The sequence below is a fragment of the Nitrosomonas sp. Is24 genome (genome assembly GCF_033063335.1).
In the GTDB taxonomy this organism is placed as follows: Bacteria; Pseudomonadota; Gammaproteobacteria; order Burkholderiales; family Nitrosomonadaceae; genus Nitrosomonas.
This window is the reverse complement of the sequence record NZ_JAWJZG010000001.1, coordinates 1,889,387-1,915,780: the sequence shown is the minus strand read 5'-3', so window position 1 is coordinate 1,915,780 and position 26,394 is coordinate 1,889,387. Positions and strand designations below refer to the sequence as shown.

Here is a 26,394-nt window from a genome sequence, read left to right as displayed (position 1 = left end):
GCTAGTAATCAATCCGCAGCGAACCTAGAAAAGTGCGTGGTGCACCGACTGTGATGAAATTTCCGCTATTGGTTCCCACAAAATATTTCTCATCGGAAACATTCAGCACGTTGAGTTGAGCGGTAAGCCGCATCTTCTGCATTGCTTTAACTTGATAGCTCGCCATTAAATTACCGATCACAAATGCTGGTAATTGATAGTTGTTGCCCGGATCGCCCTGACGTTTCCCAATCCCCTGAATTCCTCCACCCAGCTTAAGTCCGCGTAACGCTTCATTGCGGAACTCATAGGTGCTCCATAGGGTACCGGTGTGTTCGGCGGCCAGAAACAATCGCTTGCCTTGATTGCCCAAGTTAGTTCCAATCACATTACCATCAGGATCAAATTCGGTTCCGCGATCCTTAGTGATTTTAGCGAAAGGCAAATGACTGTATGTGGCAATCAGATTCCAACCGGGTAGAACTTCTCCGGCTACATCCACTTCGATACCGCGGGTTTCCGCTTCTCCTATTGTTCTTGAACGGAATGGATTGGCCGGATCAGGCGCGCCAATTCCCTGCTTGGTCAGCTCAAAATAGGAAAAGGTTGACCTCAGACGGCCATCAAAGAATTCGGTTTTTAAGCCCGCTTCCCATTGTTGTGCAGTCTGCGGCGGCAATCTTTGTCCATCGATATTGAATAACGTATTCGACGCACCGAAGTTCTCGGTATAGCTACCATACATGGAAAGCCAAGGTACCGGTTGCCACAGCAAGCCGCCACGAGGTGTAAACCGGTCTTCTGCAGAAGTGGTCATGCCGGCTACCGTGTTACGCCCAACCGCATTGTCGTAACGGAATCCCCCCAGAACATGAAAATTGTACGGAAGCTTAATCTGATCTTGAAAATAGGCGCCGTGCCATGATTGCGTAATACCGATATTAAAATTATTGATGGGATCCAGAGTAGGACGTCCAGTCAAATAAGTTGGATTGAAAATATTAAATGCCGGCGCAGCGGCGCAACAATTACTTTTAATTTTGTCGTCCATAAAGATGTAGTCGTAGCCAAACAAGAGCGTGTGTTTGAGTACGCCGGTCGTCACATTACCGGTTAAATTGACCGAGGTTTGAAATCGATTGGAATGATTAGTAGGGGCATTGTTAAAGAATCTTTCTAATGAGCCATTTGCAGCAGCAGGGGTAAACCAGAACAATGAGTTGCCACTGTAATCAAGCAGTTCTGCCGATAAGCGGTGCGAAATAGTCCAGTCGCTATTCAACATATGCGACCAGTTAACACCGATGAAATAACGGTCTCCGGGATTTCTGTTGTTTGCAGGTTCTCCCGAGAAAAGATTACGCGGAACATCAGCGGGACGATTACCCATATTAGGAATCCCCGGATCCGCCACGTTTTTGAAACTTTGATATTCGAGCTCAGCGGTAATCTGGGTTTGCGGACTAATATTGAATCTCACGACAGGCGCAATAAAAACCGATCTAGTATTAACGAAATCTCGAAATGACCCAGAGTTTTCGTAAGACAGATTGAGGCGGTAGAGCAAACGGTCATCCTTTGTCAGGGGGCCGGTTGCATCGGCTGTTGTACGGTAAAAATCAAACGAACCCGCCTGTTGCTGTAGTGAATAATAGGGTGTCGCCAGCGGTTGTTTGGTAACCGTATTGATAATCCCACCCGGATCGGCACGGCCAAACAAGATAGAACCAGGGCCTTTGAGTACCTGAATCTCTTCAATATTAGCCATCTCGCGCTTGACTGTGCCTCCGCCCAGGGAATTCGGCATGAAAACACCGTTGCGGTACGTGGTATCGCTGCTAAATCCACGAATCAGAAATCCATCGGATCCGCCCTGATTGGTTGGCATCTGGGTTACGCCACTGACATTCTGCAAAACGGAATCGAGTCTGATGGCTTGCTGGTCTTGTAAGACTTGCCGTGGTAGTGACTGAACGGAAAAGGGTGTTTCCATAACCGGCGTATTAGTCTTGGTAGCTGTTGAGGTGTTTGGCCGGATGAATTGGGTGTTATAGGGAGAACCCGGATTGGTGTAATCTCTGACCGTGACCTCCGGCAGTACCATGGATTTGGAGGGCGTTGTCTCTCCTCCGGATTTCTTGATCACATAAGTATCTTTTCCGCTTGCCAGGTAGATGCACGCTGTTCCACGCAGCAGATGTGCCAGTGCCTGCTCGGGACTCATTAATCCGTTAACGGCTTGACTGCGGATGTCCTGCAGATTCTCGACGGTAAATAATAACTGAATCCCCGTTTGACTGGATAAGCTGTGGAGCGCCTCCGACAAATTCTGCGCGGGAATATCGATGGTTCTGTTTTGTGCTTGAACAACCCCGGAGAGCGCTACCATCAATCCCAATATCGATAAAATTTTCTGCATTTGTGCTCCTGATTTTTTCTTATGAATGTTGGCCAAAAATTTGGTTTACTTATTCAATAAGACGAAAATGAAAGGAAACACCTGACATGCGGAAATTTTTACAGTATGACGTCTTGAATTATTGTGTTATTTATTTTTCTGATAAAAGCACCGTCATTTCACCTTGCTCAATACTTTGCAGCGGGAACAATGTTTTAAGCGATTGTATCAATCCGGCACGATCAGCTGAGTTGAATTCTCCGCTGACTTTTAGCGTATTTAACCGCGTTTCACCTAATGTGATAGGGTGGACATGGTAACGGTTGATTTGGCGGATGACCTCGCTCAGTAGTGTATCCCGGAAAATTAATCTGTTGTTGCGCCAAGCCGTTACAGTTTCCGCATCCGCCCGGGAAATATCCGATAGCTCGCGCTGCGTGTAGGAAAGTTGCTGCCCATTGTGGATAGTTTTAACCTGTTCGTTTTGACCGTCCAGTGCAATTTCCACTGCGCCTTCAAGTACAGCAACGGTTGTTTTGTCATTGTCCCGGTCGACATTAAACACGGTTCCGATATCCCGGATGATCCCGCCGCCTGCATAAACTTCAAACGCACGGAAGCGTTCGGTGCCAATCTTGAACAATGCTTCGCCGTGTTCGATGGTTACTTTCCGGGTCAATCCGTATGCCGCCAGACGCAGTTTTGTGCCGGTATTGATATCAATGGTGGTTCCATCGGCTAGCACAATCCGTTCGCGTTCGCCGATCGCTGTAATGATGACATCTTCAGTCCGGCTGAGCCAATGCATGGCACTGAATATGAGCGCCAATAGCAACAGGCTTGCAGCTCTCGCACGGAAATTTTTTCGCGGTTTCTGTTCCAGATAATCCAGGTTGTCCCATAGCTGGGCATAAAGTTGGTATTCCGCGCGGTGCAAACTGCTTTGCGCCAACCAGGCTTCAAAGGCTTTTTGTTCGGCATCATTGTTGTTGCTTTGATGCATGCGGAGAAACCATGATGCAGCTTCTTCGGCCAGAGAGGTTTCTGATGACGCCGGGTTTTCTGGATCGGTCGAGGATGGTTTCGGCATGGTGTCGTTCATGCCAATATCTGGCGCAACCGCACCAGTGCCCGGATGAGCAGTTTTTCAACGGCATTGCGGGTGATTCTCAATTGACTGGCGATTTCATCATGCGAAAGGCCGTCGAATTTGTGAAGGATAAATGCGCGGTGGCATTGTGGCGGTAGTCCTTCGATAATGGTACAGAGTTGCTTCAGGATTTGCCGTGCATAAACAATACGCTCGGGATTCAGCGCATCGCTAACCGGCAAATCATGGAGCGGCAGTTCATCAATCGCACGATGAGCCGGTTGCCTGATTTGTAGGCGATGGTAGTCGATTGCCAAGTTTCCGGCGATGCGATAAAGCATTGCGCGTGCATTCTGCAAGGTCTCGCCGGTCTGATAATGCATGATCCGGATAAATGTCTCCTGGGTCAATTCCGCGGCAACCTCGCGGCAACCCACGCGCTTTGACAAAAAAGCGCGTAATTCAGACATATGCCGGAGGTAAATCTGAGTGAGAAAGATACTGGAATTCATGAAGCGGTTTGAAAAGACGGGTCACCTGCAATGCTTGTGCGCCGCATTATGCTTGACACTGATTTCGATTGGAATGCGGCATAATGCCGCATTCCATGGGTAGGCGAACGCTGGTTGTGACTGGAGTAAACCAGCGCTGTGTTGATGGTATCGGGTTGGGTAGCTATCCGTTTTGCTTAATATTCCAGATGGATTGAACCTAGGAAAGCGAGAGGCTGGCCGGGAATATTGTTGTTGCTCGTGGCACCAAATTGCTGTCCATCGCCATTAAAAAATATTTCTGATAGAAGATCGAACTTGATCTTCGAGACTACTCATTAGATGCAAGGGAAGTTGTAATACACAAGATCTTGGTTTCGTTGGTAGAGATTGTTCCTGATCCAGGTTGACCAGAATGCCGGTCAGACTATGCAAAACCATGATCACTTATGACTAAATATGGTCAATTATTTGTGGTTAAACAATTGATTATATTAGTAATTGTGGCGGAGAAGGCGGGATTCGAACCCGCGGTACGGTTTGAGCCGTACACACGCTTTCCAGGCGTGCACCTTCAGCCGCTCGGTCACTTCTCCAGGTAATTTCGGCAAGGGGGCAAAGAATAAACCAGTTCCCTGTTTCGGGCAAATTTGTTTTGCGAATTGTCGCTAATTTTAGCTCAAAAATTTCCATGTCGAGAAGGTGGCGCCTTGTCCGGCTATCGTGCCATCCGGTTTATGGATATTCCAGATGATAATCCGCTCGGCCAAGAAACGTTTGCCGGTACTGGATATCCTGATGCCACTGTAATCAGCATGATAGCCCTGGGTTTTTACCTGTTCCAGCATGCGTGCGCGCTCTTCCCGTTTGGCCGGTTCCGCCGTCAGGCGGGAAGGGGTGCGCGTAAATTGCTGCCAGTCCATCATCCATAAATTGAGCGCCGTGCGATTACCGTAATTTAATACCGGATCATCTTCCGTGCCGTGCGATGCCACCACAAATGCACTGTCGAATAACCGTTCCGCTTGCTCCAGGGGCGTGCCAGTCCGTTCGATCAATTCCTGTTTGACCCAGTGTACGTAGCTGTCGAGTAAATACTGACACCATTGCACCGTTCCGGGATTTTTCCATTCGGTTTGCATTATGCTGCGTTATATCAAAATTTTAATTTAATTCGGTGCAGTCATGGCTAAGCCGCCGCAAACAGATCACCTCGCAAGAATTACAACCCCAAATAACCTTTCGCGATTTGGTAATACACTATCCGCAACGGTTTGCCTTCGCGCGTAATCGTGATGCTTTGCACCGGTCCGGGCTGATCGAGTAATCTGGCGTTGTCGTTGCCTGTGCGATCATATTCCAGATGCTGTCGCTCCATGCCAACCAGGATTACCGGTCGAGTGGTTGGTGACTCCGATGGATGCCAGATTTCATACATGGCGCCGCTATCGCCAAACATATTACGCGAGCGGATATCCATCGGTTCTCCGTGTTGGTTGTAGAATGACAACGCACTGGCGACCGACCACTTGCTCATGCCGACGACCAGTGGTTTCTGTCCAGTTTCCTGCTGCACCTGGGCGGCAATCTTTTCAATCTCGCTGGTAGTTTCACGCCAATAATAGCGGGTCATGAATGACGGGTAGGGGATTCCTGGGATCCCGAGCACCACATAGTGCAACAATAAAGCATAGACCGCGATGGTAGTGGCAATATTTGGTTTCCAATATGCTTGAATGCGGCTAGCCAAGCTGCGGGGGGCAACTTTTTGCCCCATCATCCATGCCATCGTAGGTACTATCGCCAGCCATAGTGGAGCTGTCCAGTGAAAGCGCAAAGAATCAAGTAAACTCAAAACAAAAAATATAACCAGCGGTATGCCCGTGAAGATGCATACGAATAAAGTGCGTCTGTGTGCCGTCTCGCTGCCATTCGGCTGGTTCTTGGGCCACAGCGCCCAGAATGCGGCGGCCAAGCCCACGGGTGATAACAGCACCAGCAGATCGACGAACATAAGATGAGGGGAAAATAAGTCATCGCTGACACCGCGGATGCGCGATGACTGAAACATGATCGAAGACCAGTGATGCTCCAAATTCCAGATAATAACCGGGGAAAACAGCAGTAGCGCCAGCAATGCGGCAAGGTACGGATGGGGGCGGAACAGCCAGCGGCGTGCAACCGGGTCGACGAGCACAAATAATAATGCGGCAGCGCCGAGCAGTCCAAGCGTATATTTGGATAAAATGCCGAGACCGAAAGCGATTCCCATGCCTAACCAAGCTGAACTGCGGTTTGCGATCAAGGCGCGTTCCATGTAATACAGTGTGGCTGCCCAGGCGGCCATTACCGGGGCATCCGTAGTCATGAGGAAGCCGGTGGCAAAGGTGCACGGCAGAACAGCCAGCAGCAGCGTGGTGCGTATAGCGGTCGATTTGTCGTACAGATTTTTAGCCAAAGCATAGAGAAAACCCATCGTGATCAAGCCGCAGATGAATGCTCCAATCCTGACACCGAATTCATTATCACCGGCAATTGCGGTGCCCAGCCAGATCAGCCACGCCACCATGGGCGGATGATCGTAAAAACTTAAATCCATGTGCTGAGCGTAGTTCCAGTAATAGGCTTCGTCGGGAATCAGTTGGATTTCGCCAAGATAAATTAACCGGAACACTATAATGAACGGTACGATCCCGATCGCGGCCACGCGCCAGCGCGTATCTATAGTAGGGCGGTTGTCTTTGACGGGAAATATGTAGAAGATCGACCCCAGATAGCAGATGATTGCGGCAGCGGCGGTGGCGGCGAGAATCCCCCATAGCGGCGGTGCATGCCAGCCGTCCACAAGCAATGCTAGTATGCTTCCGCGTGACAATAGCGCAATGCTGCCGACCGCAGCGATACGGCCGATGCGGGGCCACTGCAGCTGGTTGGTCTGCCGCGAGCGGAACAATCCGCTGGAATTAAAAACGAGCAATACCGCCGCTGCCGCAAGAAAACTTGCCATATGAGCCGCTGCCAGCCCTGCGCCGTTGCTTTTCAGGATCTGGAACAACCCGATATCGATCAGCGCGCAGAGCAGTCCAATCAAAATAACACGTCCGGCGTTGTGAATGGTGGTGCCGCCGGAAAGCGCAAGCAAGCGTTGCAGATAGGCCCATTGGTGGTGAAAGGACAGCTTTGAAGTGCCGCGTGTCCGGTCACGGAAACAGATGGGCACTTCCACCACTTTCAGCGTGCCTTGTCCGGCCATCAACAATTCGAGCAGGATTTTATAGCCATGCGCTTTCCCGGAAATAGTCGATGTCAGCTCGCGGCGGAATGCAAAAAAGCCCGAAGTGGCATCGTTCACATCGCACAGCGGGCGTGCCAGTGAGCCGCCGATGCGCGATAGCCATTGCCGGTGCAACGGCCAGCCTTCGGTGCGGCCGCCCGGAATATAGCGGCTGCCGATGGAAACATCGTGACTGCCATTCAGCACGGGCGCCACGACAGCGGAAAGCTGTTCGGTCGGATGGCTCAGATCGGCATCCATGACCACAATCACATCGCTCTGTGCCTGCGCGGCACCGGCCAGAATCGATGCCGTCAAGTCCGGTTTCTCTGTGCGCTCAATGAGGCGTACCCGCGCTTTTTTCTCCCATGCCCGTACTTTTTCCGGAGTTCCGTCCTTTGAACCATCGTCGACAAAAATAACTTCAAAGCTGTCCGGCGGAAGATTCAGTGCAAACAAGCTAGTTAATAACGGATCGATGTTATCGGCTTCGTTGAGTGTCGGTATTACTACGGAAAATTGTGTCAAGGGGATCTCTGAAAGTTGAATGATTGATTTTAAAAATAAGGGATTTGTTTAGGGGAAATTAGGATGCTTCCTGCGTTTTATCCGCAATTAATCCGTTATCGTTATTATATTATTATGCATTATGTTTCGCCGCTAATTAAATTAACGATCTGAAAAAAGCTCGGTTGTTTTGAAATTGGCGAATGAGGCACGATCTGAATCAGGTAATCCGGTGCGATGAAATTGCCGCCAGTATAAATAGGAAAATAGTGAATGGCTATTGATTTGGGCTTTGACAGAATTGTCCGGGATTGTAGTGGTGCAAGATGGATTTTTACCCCATTGTCAGTTTTCACAACTTGCAATGGGCGCGCAATCGAGAAGCGCGCAGGCTAGGGAATAATCCGGCAGGTTTGAGGATTGATTGCTAAGGCGCAACCGTTGAGTCAGCTTCTGAGCGCCGGTAGCGGTTCGTCTTTGGGCACAAAATTGAGTGCAATGCCGTTGTTGCACCAGCGTTCACCGCGCGGCGGCGGGCCGTCTTTGAACACATGGCCTTGATGTCCGCCGCAGCGTGCGCAGTGGTATTCGGTACGCGGTTTGATCAGTTTGAAATCGAGCCGGGTGGCGATGTGTCCGGCAACCGGCTGAGTGAAACTGGGCCAGCCGGTCCAGCTTTCATATTTATGCGCGCTGTCAAACAGCGGCAGATAACAAGCGGCGCAAATGAATGTACCCGCGCGATCCTCGTACACCAGATTGCTCGATTCCGGGCGCTCGGTGGCTTCTTCAAACAAGATTTGATAGGCTCTGGGTGAAAGCAGCTTGCGCCATTCTTCATGCGGTTTGTTAAGCGGCGTGACCGGGCTGGCTGCTTCACCCACCGCCGCCGTGCGCAAACAGGCGGGAACCAGCGGAATCACGGCGGCTGCGGCCAGCGCTTGTAACACAGTGCGTCGTTTCATGAAATCTTCTCCAAAGCAGCAAAAGCGCGCGTGAATTGATTTTCTGGGATCTTTTCAGTGCAGCCGATTCGATCGTGCTAATTAACCGCAAGATCCATCCAATAACACCGCCGGATCATGCGCGGATTGCTGAATCACGATCACTTTATGGCGCGATTTATCCCCCTGTTTCAAGATTACACGGGAAAGCGGCACATCAAAACGCTCGGCAAGAAATTTCAGCAAGGCGGTATTCGCTTTGCCTTCCACCGGCGGTGCGGCAAGTTTTATTTTTAGCGCATCGCCATGCAAACCGGCCGCTGCGGTATTTTTTGCACCCGGCTGAATGTGCAGCGTCAGCACGAGATTGTCCGCGTCATCGTACCGGTACCATCCCATGTCGATCGGTTAAAAGAGCATCGCGACGATTTCCTTATTCACGCCAGCCACGACCATCAATAGCACTTGAATCAGGATCAGCACGAACAAGGGAGACAAGTCGACATTGGCGACCGGTGGTATGCGTTTGCGGAAAACGGCCAGGAACGGACGGGTAAAACTGTCCAGCAGCGGCGCCAGCGGACTGTGCGGGTTAACCCACGACAAAACGGCTTGCATGATAATCATCATCAACACGATATAGAGCGTCGTCTTGATGATCTCAACAATACCCAGCAATCCCATCACACCCAGCGAAGTGACGATATTGATCTCGAAATCATACCCTTGCACCATATACATGCTGGCTATGATGGTGCATTCCAGCAGCCACGCCAGCACCAGTGTCGATAGATCCATCCCCGCCCAGCCGGGAATAAACCGGCGTGCCGGGCGTACAATAAAATCGGTCACCGCGATCAGAAACTGCGAGACTGAGTTGTAGTAAGGAACGCGCAATAATTGAAAATAAAAACGCAATAACAACGCCAAGGAAAACAACCCCAGAATAGTATCAACAAGAAAAATCAGGATTTGATTGGACATAACAATTTTCCAGAAAAACTATAATCGATAATTAAGAAATCGCTGATAAGTTATCGCGAACATTATATTTTGCCGAACTCGTCACTTAATTCCCGTGAGCGTTTATTCGCAGCATGAATGGCAGTGATGATCTTACACTTAATATCATTTTTTTCCATAGTTTGTATCGCTTGCTCGGTGGTGCCGCCTTTGGAGGTTACCCGGGCGCGCAATACGGCCGCATCTTCATCGCTCGAACTGGCCAGTTTGCTGGCGCCCGTGAATGTCTGCAAGCTGAGTTGTCTGGCTTGAGCGGCTGACAGGCCTAGTTCTATCGCCGCTTGCTGCATCGCTTCAATAAAGTAGAAGACATAAGCGGGACCGCTGCCGGAGATCGCCGTTACGGCATGCAGCATCTCTTCGTCATCCACCCAAAGGGTCGAACCTACCGCCGCGAGGATCGATTCAGCACTCGTTCTGTCCTGCGCATTCACGCTGGGTGCGGCATATAGACCGGTGACACCTGAACGCACCAGCGAAGGCGTATTGGGCATGGCACGCACAACCCGCTGATACCCGCCCAGCCAGCGCATGATATCTGTGGCGCGAATTCCGGCGGCAATCGATATCGTTAATTGGTGTTTCAATAACGGCGCGAGTTTCTGCGTCAATTCAAACAATTGCTGCGGTTTTACCGACAACAAGATCACATCGCTGGCGGCGATGCCTTCGGCGAGATCGGCCACAGCCGTGATGCCGAATGCTTGCTGCAATTTTTCGCGGCTTTCGGCATTAACTTCCACCACATTGAGTTGCCGGGCCGCATACCCTTGCTGCAACAATCCGCTGATTAAGGCGGAAGCCATATTACCGCCGCCGATGAACGAAATATTCATAGTCATTTTCTCGCTACGTTGATTAAACTGAGATCAGTGCTGGCAAGCCGGGCAATAAAAACTGGCGCGTTGACCTTGTCTGATGTATTGAATAATACCCTCACATTGTTTGCAGCGCTGGCCTTCACGTCCATAAACCCAATAGTGCTGCTGGAAGTAGCCGGGAGTTCCGTCGCTGTTCACAAAATCGCGCAAACTGCTGCCGCCTGCTTCGATTGCCTGCTGCAAAGTTTTTTTCACCGCCTGCACCAACCGCTCATACCGGGTCATGCCAATTCTGCCAGCGGCAATTTTGGGATTGATTCCGGCCAGAAACAAGGCTTCGTTCGCATAAATATTGCCCACACCAACCACCACGTGATGATTCATCAGCGTTTGCTTGATGCTGACACGGCTGCCTCTGGTTTTCGTGAATAACAGCGTTGCATCGAAATCCGCCGTTAAGGGTTCCGGGCCGAGATTCTGTAAAAGCGGATGGCGTAAAACATCGCCTGTTTGCCATAACACGGCACCAAAACGGCGCGGATCGCGCAACCTTAAGACCGTGCGGTCCCGCAGAATCAGATCAAAATGATCATGCTTTCCCGGCGGAAGCTCTGCATTTTGCGTTGGTGGCAGGATACGTAAGCTTCCTGACATTCCCAAATGCATGATCAACGTCCCGGTACCGCAGTCTAACAACAGATATTTGGCGCGCCGGGTTACGGTTTGAATCGTCAGGCCTGCCAATAATGACGGTAACTCATCCGGTACCGGCCAGCGTAACCGGGGATTACGGACAATGACTTGCGCAATCGTTTGTCCCACGATATGGGGTGCAATGCCGCGCCGCGTTGTTTCGACTTCGGGTAATTCCGGCATCAGTTTTCAGTCTCAACCTGCGCTAACGTGGCCGGATCGAGTAAATGCCGGCCGGTATGAAGCGGAAACTGGTAACCGATTTCCTCATCGGCTCGCACTAAAACAATCGAAACCGCATTGTGCAGTATTTTCAGATCGATTTGCCGGCCATCCTGCAAACCGATTTTCAGCATACCGGTTTCAACAAAATCAGATTCCAGCTGCGCTGCCAGTATCAGTTCCGCAGCGCTGGCCGTCTGCCACGATTGAATCCAGTCTTTCAATGCCGCTTCGGTGACGGCATGGTCCGATCGTTGCAATGTCACACGCCAATGATCCTGGTGAAATTCCGCTGCGAAATGCGGCAATTCAAATTTAACCGGAATCTCGCCGGGCGCCAGCAGCTTGGAATCGATCAAATCGTTCACGCTGCCCGGCAATGCCAGCGCATAACGAGGTGCAATCAGATATACATGGTCACCGGCTGCCACATATTGCTGATTGGTGGTAGGTGCAAATCCGCCAAAGCCAAACTGTGAGCTGTCAATGGTTAACAGCACATTCGGCCGCTCCAAGCCAAACCGCCCTAAATCAGTCAACGGAAAACGTTGCTGACTCTTGGCTTGGAGAATTTCCAGAATCTTCCGGATCTTTTCTTCGTTAGCCCGGGCGCGCAGGGGCGTTGTCAGATACCAATGATCGTTCAGCCGCTTGAGCGTGATTTCCTGCTGCGGCCTGACGATACGCATACTCTGCACGGTTCCGGCAGAATTGCTGGCGATTGAATATTCCGGATTACCTTGGGATTGCGGTTTAAAGTAAAGAAACAACAGCAAGCTGCCAATCGTGGCAACCATAATGAGATTCAGCCGTGCATGATGTGTCATGGTCATATTTTTCTCCGGCGGCGCCACCAAATGACGCCCCCGCATGTCAGGAACAGCAGGGGCAATACCACTAAAAAAACTAACGCGATCAGTGTCAGTTCAAATTCACTCAAGACCAGGCTGCTATCCAGCGTTGCGCGCGGTTGAATCACAATCAGCTCTTCATCACCGGTCAGCCAGTTGATCAGATTGATGCCGAAATCCAGATTACTGCCGTTGCCCAGATAAGTATTGGCAAGAAAATGCCCGCTGCCGACTACAGCAATACGTTGCTCGCGGTCCTGGATAGTGCGCGTCAATGCCACGGCAATACTGACCGGACCCGGTATATCAACATCCTGATCGAACTGGATTTCTCCACTCGGATCGCCGGTTTCCACCCAGCCTTGCGGTGCCGCTTCAACCAGCGCAACACCGCTCCAGTACTCATTTTCATCCATCTCGATCTGACGCGCGAAGGGAAATACGGTGATGTAATTAAAATCATTGGTAATCACATGCGGCCCGTAAATCGCGCCCAAGGCGAAGGTAATCGGCGCTTTGAGTTCCATCGCCTGGGGATCGGCGACGACACCCGGGGTCAGCGACAAACGCAATTTTTCCGTCAGCGGCAATAATCCGCGCAACGATTCCTGATCGACCAGCCAGAGCAAATTGCCGCCCCGGTCGATATAATCCAGAAGCTTTTGCACTTCTCCCGGCAACAAGTCGGTTTGCGGTGACGCAATGAGCAGCATGCTCGCATTGGCGGGGATATCCCGTTCCACAGCGAGATTGAATGACTGGCTGTTAAAACCGTTGGTGCGCAAATGCTTGCCGAATTCGCCGAGATCGTAATTGGCATGACCATCCAGCTTACGCTCACCATGACCGCTCAGCGCCACAATCAGCTTATTCTCAGCACGCGCCAGCCGCATCAATGCATTGGAAAATGCTTGTTCGTTGACGGTAAGCAAGTGCTCAACCCGCTGATTGAATCGAATCACCATTTCGCCATTGACTTGCACATCGGCTTCCTGCGCTAACAATGGCTGCTCCACCGGATCGATGAACAGCAGCGACAGATCCGGCTTAATGCGCTGATACATCGCGATAAAATCTGTAATGATGCGGCGGATGTCGCCCAATTGGGCATCTTGCTCCGTGGCATACGCGGTTACCTCGACCGGTCCATGCAGTTTTTGCAGGATCTCCACGCTGGCTTCACTCAGGCTATTACGCCCATTCTGACTGATATCCCATTGCTGCCGGGTCTGCTGGGCTAAATATCCAAGTAAGAAAACCAATAGCAACAGCAGAATGACAAACAGGCTATGGTGTACCCGGTATTGCCGGTGCGATTTTTTATCCAGCTCAGCCATGCAGCCGCTCTCCATCCAGACGGCGGATCGTCAACACCAGAAAGGTAACGGTAAACAAAATGAAATAGGCGGTACTCAAGGTGTCGATCAAACCTTGATTAAAATGACCGAAATGTTTCAGTAACGAGAAATAGTGCAGCCAGCTTTGTGTTGCGCTCGCCGCCAGATCGATCAGCCATAATCCGAGCAACACACCCAGAGTGCCTGCCGCGGCAATCGCCGGTTGCGCGGTCAGGCTGGAAATATACAACCCAAGCGCGGAAGAGCAGGCAACAGTCAGCAGCAACCCTATCGTGTTACTGAGCAACAATCCGAAGTCCATCACGCCGCCGGTGCGCAATGAAACGCATAAGGCGGCAATCAGGCCGATGATCGCGGAAAAAAACACCATTAAACCTAGAAACTTACCCAGCACGATATCCGTCATCGAAACCGGCGCGGAAATCAAGAGTGTTAACGTGCGGTTGCGGCGTTCCTCGGCGATGAGACGCATCGATAGTAATGGCGTAATCATCAGGAAAACAATCGCGGCCACCGCAAAGACGGGTGTCACGATAATCTCGGTAACGCCAGGAGGATTGGCGATTTGCATCAACTGCGGCTGAATTTCCAGAAACGCATCCAGCCGTACCAGAAAAACCCAGGCCAGCACGAGTTGAACCAACGCCAGCAGTATCCAGGCCAGCGGCGAAATGAACAGCATATGCAATTCTTTACGGATAATGGTCGCAATCATCTTCAAATTCCGGTTTGTGAATTATTGCGTAAGTTGTGTGAATACCGTTTCCAGACTGGTATTTTGCTGGCGCAAATCGATCATCGGCTGATCGAATACAATGCCGCCTTGGTGCATGATTTGCACCCGGTCACAGACATTTTCAACTTCCGGCAAAATATGGGTCGATAAAATAATACTGCTGGCTGCTCCCAATTCGCGGATCAATTGGCGGATTTCGCGCATCTGATTGGGATCAAGACCCACTGTCGGTTCATCCAGAATGATGACATCGGGGTTGTGAATGATCGCTTGCGCGATACCTACGCGTTGCTGATAACCCTTCGATAATGTACCGATCAAATTGTTGCTTCGCTGTTCCAAACCACAGCGTTGCTTTACATTTTCTAACGCCGCCTTGAGTGCTTCCTTCCGGACTCGATGCAGCCGGGCAGCCAGCAGCAAATATTCATCCACCGTCATATCGAAATACAGCGGGGGAATCTCCGGTAAGAAACCCACATGCGCTTTGGCTTCTTGCGGTTTATCCAGTAAATCGATGCCGCAAATTTCAACACCGCCGCTACTGGGTGCAAGATTACCCGTCAACATGCGTAGTGTCGTCGATTTACCCGCGCCATTGGGTCCAAGCAATCCCAGCACCTCGCCACGCCGCAATTGCAGGTTGAATTGATGAACTGCAACAACTTCACCATAGCGGCGCGTCAGATTTTGCGCTGACAAAGTTAGAGCTGCTGTCTCATCCGGCATACGGCAATGTTTTTAGAATTGATTGAAAGGGTTCATGAAAATCTTCGCCGCATATCATGCCGATGTGAAATTTCACCATCTTGGCGGCCGGACAGTATACGTGTGATAGATCAATAATTCACCGGCTTTAACGTGATGCCAATACCGGCGCCGTATGCGTAAGAGTAATTTGTGATTTGTTATATCGTTAATTTTTTATCAGAAAATGACCGGTTATTGATCGTTCACTCAAGCTAAGTTATTAATTTTATTTCAACTTGATTGGTGGCGGTAATTTGTTGCAATTTTACAACATATTGATTTGATAAAACAAACAAACAAACTGATAATTGCGCAATCAATAGCCTGAAGTAGTAGAATGCTAGAAAGTTTTCAAGTGCAGAATAGTTTTTTGCATACCCAATATTAAAACCCGTAGTTTTCATTAAAAAGGACAACAGCATGAAGAAAATATCAGCTAAAAATACTCTCATGGGAATGATTCTTATACCAGTAATGTTTTCTGGTGCTGTTTTGGCACAAGAAACAGTTATTGATAAAGATAAAACTGTAAAAAAACCGGAAGCTTACGGTGTTGATGATCGTGGTGTAGTCGCAAGAAACACAACCGGTCTGTGCTGGCAAACCGGTTACTGGACACCGGCAATGGCGATTCCTGAATGTGATCCGGATCTGGCTAAAAAATCCGAAGCTGCTACGCCTGTAGCCGCAGCGCCTGCAGCCGCCGCAGCTGCTAAAACCGCACCGGAAAAAATTACATTCTCTGCTGATGCATTATTTGATTTTGATAGCGCCAAACTGAAACCGAACGGTATTCAGTCTTTGAATGAATTTGTAACCGGCATAAAAGGCGTCAAGTATGATCTTATTATCGCTGTAGGTTATGCTGACCGCATCGGTTCCGATGAATACAACAAAAACCTGTCGGTACGCCGTGCTGAATCGGTCAAGGCTCATCTGGTTTCAAGAGGCATTGAACCAAGCCGCGTCTTTGTTGATGGCAAAGGCGAAGCTAATCCTGTGACAGGCAATAGCTGCGTAGGCGACAAAAAAACCAAAGCATTGATCGAATGCTTGGCACCTGATCGCCGCGTTGAAATCGAAGTAGCCGGTACCCGATAAGCGAAACCGGTTCACTATTTTTATGCATAAAGCCCTGCCCTTAAGAGCAGGGCTTTTTTCTTTCTACATACTCGAAACGCATGAATGGTTTGCAGCAAATCGATACGCTGATTGAGGCGAAATGGATTATTCCCATCGAGCCTGCTGGAGTTGTACTGAATCAACACGCCATCGCTATCGATAAAGGAATCATCCAGGATATTCTGCCGGCATCCGAAGCCAGTCTGCGTTATCAAGCCAAGCAAACAATCACCCTGAGCAATCATGCACTGATCCCGGGATTGATTAATCTGCACACCCACGCCGCCATGACACTGATGCGTGGACTTGCAGATGACATACCTCTAATGGCATGGCTCAATCGACATATCTGGCCCACAGAAAATCAACACGTTAATGCTCAATTTGTTTTGGATGGCACACAGCTCGCGTGCGCCGAGATGATCAAAGGCGGCATTACCTGTTTCAACGACATGTACTTTTTTCCGAAATCCTGCGCGGAAGCCGCTATCGGCTCCGGCATGCGCGCTGCCATCGGCATGGTCGTGATCGATTTTCCCACCGCCTATGCCAGTGACGCCGATGATTACTTGGCTAAGGGGCTGGATTTGCGAGACCAATATCAGCATCCGTTGCTGTCCTTCTGTTTTGCGCCGCATGCCCCTTATACCGTCAGCGACAAAACCTTCCGCAACATTCTTACTTACGCGGAACAGCTCGATACCCCGATACACACGCATTTGCACGAAACGCAGGATGAAATCCGCATCAGTCTCGAATCAACCGGCATGCGGCCGATTGAACGCTTGCAGAAATTGGGGCTGCTCGGTCCGAATTTAATTGCAGTGCACATGACGCATCTGACTGATCATGAAATAAAACTCGTGCATCAATACGGTTGCAGCATCGCGCACTGCCCTTCGTCCAACATGAAGCTCGCCAGCGGACTCGCGCCGATCGCACCTTTATTGAATCAAGGTATCAATGTCGGTCTTGGCACCGATGGCGCGGCTAGTAATAATCGCCTCGATATGTTCGAGGAAATGCGTCTGGCGGCGCTGCTGGCAAAAGCGACCAGCGGACGGGCCGATGCCTTGCCCGCGCATCAGGCATTGAAGATGGCAACCTTGAATGGCGCCAACGCCTTGGGACTGGGAGAAATAACCGGTTCATTAATCCGTGGAAAAGCGGCTGATATTACCGCGGTGGACTTTACCGGCCTCAATCTCGCGCCTTGCTACGACCCGGCTTCCCATTTAGTCTATACGGTAAGCCGTGAACAAGTGAGTCATGTGTGGGTAAATGGTAGAATGCTGCTCCACGATAAAGAACTGATGACGCTCAACCCGGTTGAACTGCAATACCGCACCGCATACTGGCAAGAGCGTATCGCGGCCACATCAAAAAATTAGGCACAAAGGAATGCATATGGAAAATGACGGCATCAATGCTGACCCGCTGGAACTGGAAAAATTCAGCCAACTCGCGCACCGCTGGTGGGATCCCAACAGCGAATTCAAGCCGTTGCATGAAATCAATCCGCTACGCCTTAACTACATCAATGATCTAGTTGGAGGCTTAGCCGGAAAAACCGTGTTGGATGTCGGCTGCGGCGGCGGCATTCTGTCCGAAGGCATGGCATCGATGGGCGCGCATGTGACCGGTATCGATCTCAGCGACAAAGCGCTTAAGGTTGCCAAACTGCACCTGCTGGAAAGCGGGCATCACGTCGACTACCGCAAGATCACTGTGGAATCTCTGGCGAAAGAACAGCCGCAGCACTTTGACGTGGTGACCTGCATGGAAATGCTCGAACACGTACCCGATCCCATGAGTGTTATCCGCTCCTGCACGCAATTGGCCAAGCCCGGCGGCTGGGTTTTCTTCTCGACCATCAACCGCAATCCCAAAGCCTATTTGTTTGCCATCATTGGCGCGGAATATATCCTGAAGCTATTGCCGCGCGGCACGCACGAATACTCAAAATTCATCAAACCATCCGAACTCGCGCGCATGGCGCGCAACGCCGACTTGACCGACGAGCAATTGATCGGCATGACATACAACCCGATCACCAAAGTCTACGCACTCGAAGATGACACCGATGTGAACTACATCATGGCATATCGCACCTAAACAGATTACGTTGTCTCACTATCACCTCCAGCATTTGAACTGAATCCATGATTAAAGCCGTTCTCTTCGACTTTGATGGCACCCTGGCCGATACCGCACCGGATCTCGGCCACGCCTTGAACCGGCAACTCACCCTGCGCGGACTGCCCGAGCTGCCCATCGAAACAATCCGCACGCAGGCCTCCGCTGGTTCGCGCGGGCTGCTGGGACTCGGCTTCAACATCAAACCGGGCGATGCAGGTTATGAGTCGATGCGCGACGAGTTTCTGGATTTCTACACACAACGCCTATGTCACGATACCTGTCTTTTTCCCGGTGTAGATGCGTTGCTCGATCAACTGGAACAACGCAACTTGCCCTGGGGCATCGTCACCAACAAACCGGCGCGTTTCGCGCATCCGCTGATTGAAATACTGGGTCTGGCACACCGCGTTGCCTGCGTTGTTTGCGGCGATGAACTGGCGAATACCAAGCCACACCCCGAACCGCTCTTGACCGCCAGCAATAAAATAAACATTTCTCCCGCGCATTGCATTTATCTCGGCGACGACATCCGTGATGTTCAAGCCAGCCTGGCAGCCGGCATGCAACCCATCGTCGCCCGCTATGGTTATCTGGGCAACGATCAACCGCCCGAAACCTGGGGCGCCCGGCACCTGATCGACCACCCCGCAGAGCTGCTGAGCTATCTGTAAAGAAACCCCCGCTATTTCTGTTAGAATACCCGGCGCGTAGGACTTGAATTTTTAGGTTTCAGCACCATCCTATGCACTACCAAAACGAATACCGGGGACGATCTGGTTTCGACGTGGGTTGCAAAGCAGCGCAGGGCATACCGAGGATCAGATTACCTCGTAAATCCATCTGAAAACAATAGTCGCAAACGACGAAAACTACGCTTTAGCCGCTTAATCGGCTAGCCTCTGCACCGGTGGGCCTCAACGCCGGGTCTGGCAACAGACAGCAGAGTCACTAACGAGGATCGCGTTTTATAGGGTCACTTTATAAAACGTTAAACGCAAGGTGACTCGCCTGTCATCAGCCTGCCAGTTGGCGGTTGCCAGGTTAAATTAAATAATATGGCTAAGTATGTAGAACTGTCTGTAGAGGGCTTGCGGACGCGGGTTCGATTCCCGCCGTCTCCACCAATTAAAGATTCAATGACATCCAATAAAGTCTATAACATTAAGAAAGTACAAAGATTATAGACTTTATTGTGTCCCAATAACTCCAGTAACAAACAGTAAAATCCAGTATAATATGCAGTAACTCTTACAGTAACACTCATTGTTACTGTTCCTATTTTGAGAAGTTACTACATTCTTATTGGGAGTTACTGCAATGGCGCGACATCTCATAAAAGCGGATGTAATCATTCGCAATTCAAAACCCACCGATAAAACCCAGCGATTAAGCGATGGCGATGGTTTATACCTACTGATTAAGCCTAATGGTGCAAAATGGTGGCGACTGGATTACTGCATAGGCGGTAAACGTAAAACTCTTTCTGTTGGTGTTTATCCGGATATTGGATTAAAAGAAGCGCGTGACAGGGCTGATGAAGCACGGCAGCATGTGGCAATGGGTACCGACCCTAGCAATATTCGTAAAGCGAGCAAAGCCGCACAAACAAAAGCACTAGAAACTGAAAGGCGCATTGCTGAAGGATTGCCCGCAATAGATTCGTTTGAAGAAGTTGCGCGCGAATGGTTTACCAAGTTTTCGATAGAATGGGCACCTTCTCATGCTGACAAGATCATTCGCAGACTAGAGCGCGATGTCTTCCCTTGGATCGGCAAACAACACATAACCAGCATAACCGCGCCTGAATTGCTCTCTGTATTGCGTAGAATTGAATCACGCGGCGCACTTGAAACAGCTCACCGGGCTCATCAGAATTGTAGTCAGATATTTCGCTATGCAATAGCCACAGGCCGTGCTGAACGTGATCCTTCCCCTGACTTGCGCGGCGCTCTTCCCTCAGCAAAACAATCGCATCATGCCGCAATTACCGATCCCAAAGCCATCGGTGAGTTACTTCGCGCTATAGATAGCTATCAAGGTTACTTTGTGACTAAATGCGCGCTACGCATCGCACCACTTGTTTTTGTCCGCCCCGGTGAATTGCGCAAAGCTGAATGGACTGAGATTAATCTTGATCAAGCTGAATGGAATATTCCCGCTGAACGTATGAAAATGCGCGAACCCCACCTTGTTCCCCTGTCCGCTCAAGCCGTGAAAATACTGCGCGAACTGCACGCACTCACTGGGGATGATCGTTTTGTGTTCCCAGGTGCACGCACCAATGGCAGACCGATGAGTGATAACGCAATACTGGCAGCATTGCGGCGCATGGGATTTGCCAGAGATGAAATGAGCGGACACGGTTTCCGGGCAATGGCACGCACAATACTTGATGAAGTGTTACAGGTACGGCCTGACTATATCGAACACCAGCTTGCACATGCTGTGCGTGATCCGAATGGACGCGCTTATAACCGCACTGCGCATTTGACCGAGCGTAGAAAAATGATGCAGCTATGGGCTGATTATCTGGATAAGCTCAAAGCTGGCGCTGAAATTATTTCAATAACGGAGCGAGTAGCATGAGTAATGTAAAACTAGCTTAGGAACGCTTGAGGCAAATCGCCAATGCACTAGAACTTGGTCAGCTCTCAGGAGAAAATAAACAATTTCTCATAGAAGCACTTAGAAATATTGCTGACGGTAAAGATGCAAAAATGGCTCTGAATGTAAAAGCAAAAAGAGGGGAACGAACCAGTAAGAGCTCTCAAAACAAAGCTAAAGATAGTGATTTTATTAAACGTTTAGCTCTTGGTTGGATTGCCGCAGCTTTGACCCCAGTCAAGTCGGGAGGATTAGGACTTACCCTGGAAAAAGCTGTGGGCAAGATAGGTGAACATAATCTTCGTAGTTTTGGTTTAACCGAGGAAACCCTATCAACATATTGGAGTAAAAACCCTAATCTACGCCATATTGAATTTACTTTACCGGATTGAAATCGGTATTTCTATCCCGTGACTTATACCTTCTAAGTTTCTAAGCTGCTCCTTTAAATCCAATTAAGGAGTTTCACATGCTAAAAGATTCAAATAATCCCTTGCCACAGGAGGGATTCATTCGCTTACCTCAAGTATTAACTATATTCCCTGTCAGCCGATCCAGTTGGTATGCCGGTATCAAATCGGGTATTTATCCACAAGGATATAAACTCGGCTCACGCGCAACGGCATGGAAGGTTTCCGATATTCGCAAATTATTGGAAAACGGAGGGATAAATGGATAAAGACAAATTCACATGCATGGGGTGCGATGCTGAAATGACTTTCGATCAGCTTGCTGGAAGTGTTAATGCGGTTTGTAAAGATTCGAATGATACGGCGCTATTCTTCCTGTGTAAATCATGCTATTCCAATAAGCCTTCGGCTAATCAACTCGTTGCAAGACTCTAATCGCAAAAACACACAAAGTTACGCCATAGGCGCGCTCTTACCACCTTGAATATCGTCAATGAAATACATTCCGGGAACCTTCGGAATGCCCTTGAGTTGGGTCACGATTGCCCGGAGTTTCTGAAAATGCTGGCCAAATCAGATGAATTTACACTAATACCGGTGGGGTGAGCATGGATTTTATAAAACCCGATTTTGACAATATTCTACCCGAATTAAAATCGATTCCTAACTGGGTACTAGCCAATGCTGTTATGCGTGATGGCAAGCTGACTAAACCGCCCTATCAGCCTAATGGAAATTTAGCCAATGTCACCGATCCATCAACTTGGTCGACATTCGATCAAGTGCGTAAAGCATTTGAATCTGGCGGATTTATCGGCATTGGAATTGTGCTAGATGGCAAACCGCACTTCAATGGCAAATATTTACACGGTTTTGACTGGGATAAATGCATCATTGATAATTCATTGGATGAAAATGTAAAAGAAACCCTCAAAAAACTAAACTTACCACGCCATGAAATTTCTATCAGTGGCACAGGCATCAGAGGCTTTTTTCTCCATAACGAACCCCTCGATTCGCGGAGAACATTCATCAACGGCATGTCTGTCGAGCTTTATTCCAACAATCGATATTTAACCACCACGGGAATTGGCAAGGGGGTTTTGTCATGAGTGCAAATATCAGTGCAATCCTTCAGCTATTTCCAAAGCATAGCAGCAGTGCAACTGTTACACCCATATCAAATGGTTTGAGCACCAAACAACAATACGACACTCTCATTGATCCCTTGCTAGTAGAACAACTCTCTGAATCAGTGCAAAAGCATGCGCCTGCTCTCTGGCATGGACAATGGCAGAAGATAGAAGGCAATCCATTTAATCCGGGATATGCAAGCCAAAGCGAAGCTGATTTAGCACTTGCAAGGCATATCAGTAGTGCTTGTGTACGTGAAGGTGTTTCAAATGATCAGTTACATGCAACTGTTGAAGCTATCTTTGGCCGTTCAGAATTGGCAAATAGAGAAAAGTGGCAAACTCGCGCAGACTACAGGCAAAGTACGATTGCTTTAGCCATTGAAAATAGTACAGGGACAGAACCGCATAATTCACATGGGGATATTCGGAATGCGCGTATTTTTGCTCAGCAATGGCGCGATAAAATGTTGTATGTAGGTAATGCCGGTAAATGGCTAAGATGGGATAACCAGCAATGGATATGGTGTGAAAAAGAAGAAGATTTTAACTGTGCAAAAGCAACAGCGAGTAATTTACTTCAAACTGCCCATGAGATTTTCAAAACCGATCAGGACAAAGGCAGGCGTTTAATACAACAAGCAGTGGTTAGTCATAATCTTTCACGGCTTGAAGCCATGCTGAAATTAGCAAAATCCGAGCCGGGCATGACTGCCACAGTCAATGAACTTGATAACGACCCTTGGTTATTGGGGGTAAGAAATGGCGTAGTTGATCTTCGCACAGGGGGATTGATACTAAATACCCCAGCCTTAAAAATTACAAGGCATTGCAATGCAAACCATAATGATGGAGCCCAATGTAGCCATTGGCTCACTTTCCTTGATCAAATTTTTGAAAGCGATACCGAGACTATCGAAACCATTCAGCGCGCACTGGGTTACACACTAACGGGTTCGGTTACCGAAGAAAAAATGTTTATCTGCTTTGGCTATGGCAGTAATGGTAAAAGCGTTTTCAACAATGTGATTGCTGAAATTATTGGAGGTTATGGACGTATGGCACCTTCCACCTTGCTGACCGCAAGGCGATCTGACGATTCAACCCCTAGAAATGATTTAGCGTCCATTGCTGGCAGCAGGTATGTTTCAATTAATGAGTTGCAAGCTGGCGATAAACTGGATGAACAGATTGTGAAGCAATTGGCTGGCCGTGAACTTATATCCGCTAGGTTTCTACATAAAGAGTTTTTCGAGTACATGCCGACTTTTAAAGCCTGGCTGCGAACAAACCACAAACCGATTATAACCGGGGATGATGACGGTATCTGGCGAAGGCTTGTATTAATTCCTTTTCAAAGAAAATTCACAGAAAAAGAAAAAGCCCCGTATCTTGAAGAAAAATTACTTGAAGAGCGTGATGGCATTCTAATGTGGATGATTGAAGGCGCTTTGAAGTGGAAACATGACGGGCTGAAGTTAAGCGCCAAGATCAAGGCTGAACACAAAAGCTATAGAAATGAAAGTGATTTATTGGGCGAATTTCTAGCGGAACAATGCCAATCCAATCCGAACTATAAAACCGAGCAATCACAAGTTTTCAGCCGTTGGCGCACTTGGTGTGATGAAAATGGTATTAAACATAACGCGAAAGCGAGCTTTACGCGGAGACTAGCTGAACGAGGTTTTAAGGAATCAAAAAGTAACGGCAGACGTTATTATTCCGGATTAAAGCTCAATTCTAATTTTCCCCAAGGCGGCTAGGGTAGACACAGGGCAGGTAGGGCGGGTTTTGATTCAATTTCCGTAAATTCCTTATAAGTATTCTTTATGGATAATTACCCGAAAAAAGCTAAAATCCCGCCCTACCTGCCCTGTTTTGTTGAAACGGCAATATCATTCTGTGAAAAAAGATTAAACTCATGCCGCAATGCACAGCTAAACAGCAATACTCTAATGGGCAGCAATGCCAGCGCGAAGCCATGCCCGGAAAAACAAAATGCAAAGCGCATGGATCAGGCGGTGTAAGAACAGCAGCAGGCCGCGCAGCCTGTGCAACTGCTAAATATAAAGGGAAGAATGATACACGCGCAAATCGTTTAGCTTATCAACAAACTATGCTTGAGCTTTATACGATAGCAAAATTATTGAATATTCCTTGGATAGGTAGACCACCACAAGATAAAAATCATAAGAATCTGAATAATGCCACTGCTTAAAATATAAGCAACTATACAGTTAAGTTGCGATATTTGGACTATGAGTTAGGATTCTTTTAATAGCGCGCTGTTAAAATACACTGACTTAATTATTTAATTTATCCACCACATGTACTAATCTTGTTTAGTTCTACAAGCTGCTGAGTTATTGTCGAATGTGGCGTTCAATGCAAGAGTCAAATAATTGGAGAAAATCAAAGTGACGCTGCGAACAATGGGGCTAGTAATTAGCGCTGGAATTCTCGGATTCTTAATATGTGCATTTTTTATATTGCTTATTGAAATAGCAGTCGAATACTTAAAGACGAATGGCATATTTGGGGGGTGTAAATAATTTTGTGTAAATGGTCATATTGCAGGAAACTGCTTATATATATTTGGAGTAAAAATGACCACACCCAAACCCCTGCCGGCCGGCTTAATTGATAGCCTGCTGGCCGATTACAAAAAGCCAGAAGATTTAATCGGTGAGCATGGTCTTCTCAAGCAACTCACCAAAGCGTTGGTTGAACGTGCCTTGCAAGCAGAAATGGCCGAGCATCTCGGTCACGATAAGCACGAACCGGTAGTCAATGCCACTGGCAATACCAGAAATGGTAAAAGCCGTAAGACCCTGAAAGGTGAATTCGGTGAGTTACCCATCGAGATCCCCCGTGACCGTGAAGGCAGCTTCGAGCCTCTGATCATTTCCAAGCATCAGACCCGCTGGGCGGGCTTTGATGACAAGATCCTCTCGCTGTATGCCCGTGGCATGACAGTGCGTGAAATCCAACAGCACCTCACTGAAATGTATGGCGCCGAAGTATCGCCTACGCTCATTTCTACGGTCACTGATGGCGTAATGGATGAAGTGAAGCAGTGGCAATCCCGGCCTCTCGATGCGGTGTATCCTGTGATCTATCTCGATTGTATCCATACCAAAGTTCGTGACGCTGGTAGCGTTCGTACCAAAGCGATTTACCTGGCGATCGGCATTAACATGGAGGGCCATAAAGAAATACTGGGCTTATGGATTGCTCAGACCGAGGGTGCCAAGTTCTGGCTCAGCGTTGTCACTGAACTCAAAAATCGTGGCGTGCAAGATATCTTTATCGCCTGTGTCGATGGCTTAAAGGGCTTTCCCGAAGCGATTGAAACCGTCTATCCACATGCCATTGTACAACTCTGTATCGTGCACATGGTTCGTAACAGTCTCAACTACGTCAGCTGGAATAAACGCAAGGAAGTAGCTGCTGATCTACGTTTGGTCTATAGCGCCGCCACGATTGATGAGGCTGAGCACGCGTTAGCCGGCTTTGAAGATAAATGGAACAATGCTTATCCACCGATCGCCCGATCTTGGCGCAATAACTGGCAACGCATCATTCCATTCTTCGACTACCCGCCTGAGATACGGCGCATTATTTACACCACCAATGCGATTGAGTCAGTCAATATGAGCCTACGCAAAGTCAGCAAAAACCGTGGATCGTTTCCCAACGATGAAGCCGTGATCAAATTGTTTTATTTGGCTCTCAGCAATATCGCCAAAAAATGGTCTATGCCACTAAGAGATTGGAAACCGGCACTAAACAGGTTTACTATTCAATTTAACGAAAGAATGCCTCGGCATTATTAACCACCGTTTACAC

The 26,394-nt window shown here is 48.8% G+C and carries 26 protein-coding genes, 1 tRNA gene and 1 other RNA gene; 13 read left to right on the top strand and 15 right to left on the bottom strand.

Translation table 11 applies throughout. The annotated features are described in order from the left end of the window. Position 1: 1 nt before the first annotated feature. The 15 genes from R2103_RS08745 to R2103_RS08675 all read right to left on the bottom strand — a co-directional run bounded on the left by R2103_RS08745 (position 2) and on the right by R2103_RS08675 (position 15,089). Positions 2 to 2,398, bottom strand: a complete 2,397-nt coding sequence (locus R2103_RS08745; protein ID WP_317531071.1) for a TonB-dependent receptor — start codon at positions 2,396 to 2,398, stop codon at positions 2 to 4. Between the two features lie 130 nt (positions 2,399 to 2,528). Further along, a complete protein-coding gene (locus R2103_RS08740) occupies positions 2,529 to 3,467 on the bottom strand; it encodes a FecR family protein (RefSeq protein ID WP_317531070.1) in 939 nt (312 codons plus the stop codon). Between the two features lie 8 nt (positions 3,468 to 3,475). After that, positions 3,476 to 3,979 (bottom strand): RNA polymerase sigma factor, encoded by a 504-nt coding sequence (locus R2103_RS08735; RefSeq protein WP_317531069.1) that lies wholly within the window; start codon positions 3,977 to 3,979, stop codon positions 3,476 to 3,478. A gap of 483 nt (positions 3,980 to 4,462) precedes the next feature. Continuing rightward, positions 4,463 to 4,554, bottom strand: a tRNA-Ser gene (locus R2103_RS08730). 78 nt (positions 4,555 to 4,632) lie between these two features. Then, on the bottom strand, positions 4,633 to 5,100 hold the full coding sequence (locus R2103_RS08725; RefSeq protein WP_317531068.1) for an MEKHLA domain-containing protein: 468 nt from the start codon (positions 5,098 to 5,100) through the stop codon (positions 4,633 to 4,635). A gap of 80 nt (positions 5,101 to 5,180) precedes the next feature. Continuing rightward, complete coding sequence (locus tag R2103_RS08720; RefSeq protein WP_317531067.1) at positions 5,181 to 7,760, bottom strand: glycosyltransferase family 39 protein; 2,580 nt, start codon at positions 7,758 to 7,760, stop codon at positions 5,181 to 5,183. Positions 7,761 to 8,185: 425 nt separating this feature from the next. Beyond that, positions 8,186 to 8,704, bottom strand: coding sequence for a peptide-methionine (R)-S-oxide reductase MsrB (msrB, locus tag R2103_RS08715; protein ID WP_317531066.1), 519 nt, complete (start codon positions 8,702 to 8,704; stop codon positions 8,186 to 8,188). Positions 8,705 to 8,785: 81 nt separating this feature from the next. Next, a complete protein-coding gene (locus R2103_RS08710) occupies positions 8,786 to 9,082 on the bottom strand; it encodes a DUF167 domain-containing protein (RefSeq protein WP_292983002.1) in 297 nt (98 codons plus the stop codon). 9 nt (positions 9,083 to 9,091) lie between these two features. Further along, positions 9,092 to 9,667, bottom strand: a complete 576-nt coding sequence (locus tag R2103_RS08705) for a YggT family protein (protein WP_317531065.1) — start codon at positions 9,665 to 9,667, stop codon at positions 9,092 to 9,094. A 62-nt stretch (positions 9,668 to 9,729) separates the two neighbouring features. Next, positions 9,730 to 10,542, bottom strand: a complete 813-nt coding sequence (gene proC, locus R2103_RS08700; RefSeq protein WP_317531064.1) for a pyrroline-5-carboxylate reductase — start codon at positions 10,540 to 10,542, stop codon at positions 9,730 to 9,732. Positions 10,543 to 10,575: 33 nt separating this feature from the next. Next, positions 10,576 to 11,403: a bifunctional DNA-formamidopyrimidine glycosylase/DNA-(apurinic or apyrimidinic site) lyase gene (gene mutM, locus R2103_RS08695; RefSeq protein WP_317531063.1), complete on the bottom strand. Its 828-nt coding sequence runs from the start codon at positions 11,401 to 11,403 to the stop codon at positions 10,576 to 10,578. After that, a complete protein-coding gene (locus R2103_RS08690) occupies positions 11,403 to 12,275 on the bottom strand; it encodes a DUF4340 domain-containing protein (RefSeq protein WP_317531062.1) in 873 nt (290 codons plus the stop codon). The genes mutM and R2103_RS08690 overlap by 1 nt, the downstream gene beginning before the upstream one ends. Further along, positions 12,272 to 13,630 (bottom strand): GldG family protein, encoded by a 1,359-nt coding sequence (locus R2103_RS08685; RefSeq protein WP_317531061.1) that lies wholly within the window; start codon positions 13,628 to 13,630, stop codon positions 12,272 to 12,274. The genes R2103_RS08690 and R2103_RS08685 overlap by 4 nt, the downstream gene beginning before the upstream one ends. Continuing rightward, complete coding sequence (locus R2103_RS08680; RefSeq protein ID WP_317531060.1) at positions 13,623 to 14,366, bottom strand: ABC transporter permease; 744 nt, start codon at positions 14,364 to 14,366, stop codon at positions 13,623 to 13,625. Before R2103_RS08680 ends, R2103_RS08685 begins: the two co-directional genes overlap by 8 nt. A 21-nt stretch (positions 14,367 to 14,387) precedes the next feature. Continuing rightward, complete coding sequence (locus R2103_RS08675; protein WP_317531059.1) at positions 14,388 to 15,089, bottom strand: ABC transporter ATP-binding protein; 702 nt, start codon at positions 15,087 to 15,089, stop codon at positions 14,388 to 14,390. 468 nt (positions 15,090 to 15,557) lie between these two features. On the opposite strand from R2103_RS08675, the gene R2103_RS08670 reads away from it, so the two are divergent. The 13 genes from R2103_RS08670 (at position 15,558) to R2103_RS08610 (ending at position 26,381) form a co-directional block, all read left to right on the top strand. Further along, positions 15,558 to 16,238 (top strand): OmpA family protein, encoded by a 681-nt coding sequence (locus R2103_RS08670; RefSeq protein WP_132426762.1) that lies wholly within the window; start codon positions 15,558 to 15,560, stop codon positions 16,236 to 16,238. Positions 16,239 to 16,318: 80 nt separating this feature from the next. Then, on the top strand, positions 16,319 to 17,650 hold the full coding sequence (locus R2103_RS08665) for a TRZ/ATZ family hydrolase (RefSeq protein WP_317531058.1): 1,332 nt from the start codon (positions 16,319 to 16,321) through the stop codon (positions 17,648 to 17,650). Positions 17,651 to 17,666: 16 nt separating this feature from the next. Continuing rightward, entirely contained in the window at positions 17,667 to 18,374 is a 708-nt protein-coding gene (gene ubiG / locus R2103_RS08660; RefSeq protein WP_317531057.1) for a bifunctional 2-polyprenyl-6-hydroxyphenol methylase/3-demethylubiquinol 3-O-methyltransferase UbiG, read from the top strand. A gap of 47 nt (positions 18,375 to 18,421) precedes the next feature. Beyond that, a complete protein-coding gene (locus tag R2103_RS08655) occupies positions 18,422 to 19,069 on the top strand; it encodes an HAD-IA family hydrolase (RefSeq protein WP_317531056.1) in 648 nt (215 codons plus the stop codon). Positions 19,070 to 19,162: 93 nt separating this feature from the next. Continuing rightward, positions 19,163 to 19,522, top strand: a transfer-messenger RNA (tmRNA) gene (gene ssrA, locus R2103_RS08650). A gap of 193 nt (positions 19,523 to 19,715) precedes the next feature. Beyond that, entirely contained in the window at positions 19,716 to 20,984 is a 1,269-nt protein-coding gene (locus R2103_RS08645; RefSeq protein ID WP_317531055.1) for a tyrosine-type recombinase/integrase, read from the top strand. Positions 20,985 to 21,010: 26 nt separating this feature from the next. Further along, positions 21,011 to 21,394 carry a hypothetical protein gene (locus R2103_RS08640; protein WP_317531054.1) on the top strand — a complete coding sequence of 128 codons (384 nt, stop codon included), beginning with the start codon at positions 21,011 to 21,013 and terminating at the stop codon, positions 21,392 to 21,394. A gap of 77 nt (positions 21,395 to 21,471) precedes the next feature. Continuing rightward, positions 21,472 to 21,681 carry a helix-turn-helix transcriptional regulator gene (locus R2103_RS08635; protein WP_317531053.1) on the top strand — a complete coding sequence of 70 codons (210 nt, stop codon included), beginning with the start codon at positions 21,472 to 21,474 and terminating at the stop codon, positions 21,679 to 21,681. Next, a complete protein-coding gene (locus tag R2103_RS08630) occupies positions 21,674 to 21,847 on the top strand; it encodes a hypothetical protein (protein WP_317531052.1) in 174 nt (57 codons plus the stop codon). Before R2103_RS08635 ends, R2103_RS08630 begins: the two co-directional genes overlap by 8 nt. Before the next feature lie 173 nt (positions 21,848 to 22,020). After that, on the top strand, positions 22,021 to 22,524 hold the full coding sequence (locus tag R2103_RS08625) for a hypothetical protein (protein WP_317531051.1): 504 nt from the start codon (positions 22,021 to 22,023) through the stop codon (positions 22,522 to 22,524). After that, positions 22,521 to 24,308, top strand: a complete 1,788-nt coding sequence (locus R2103_RS08620) for a phage/plasmid primase, P4 family (protein WP_317531050.1) — start codon at positions 22,521 to 22,523, stop codon at positions 24,306 to 24,308. Before R2103_RS08625 ends, R2103_RS08620 begins: the two co-directional genes overlap by 4 nt. Positions 24,309 to 24,466: 158 nt before the next feature. Further along, on the top strand, positions 24,467 to 24,763 hold the full coding sequence (locus R2103_RS08615; RefSeq protein ID WP_317531049.1) for a hypothetical protein: 297 nt from the start codon (positions 24,467 to 24,469) through the stop codon (positions 24,761 to 24,763). Between the two features lie 388 nt (positions 24,764 to 25,151). Then, entirely contained in the window at positions 25,152 to 26,381 is a 1,230-nt protein-coding gene (locus R2103_RS08610; protein WP_317531048.1) for an IS256 family transposase, read from the top strand. Positions 26,382 to 26,394: the final 13 nt, after the last annotated feature.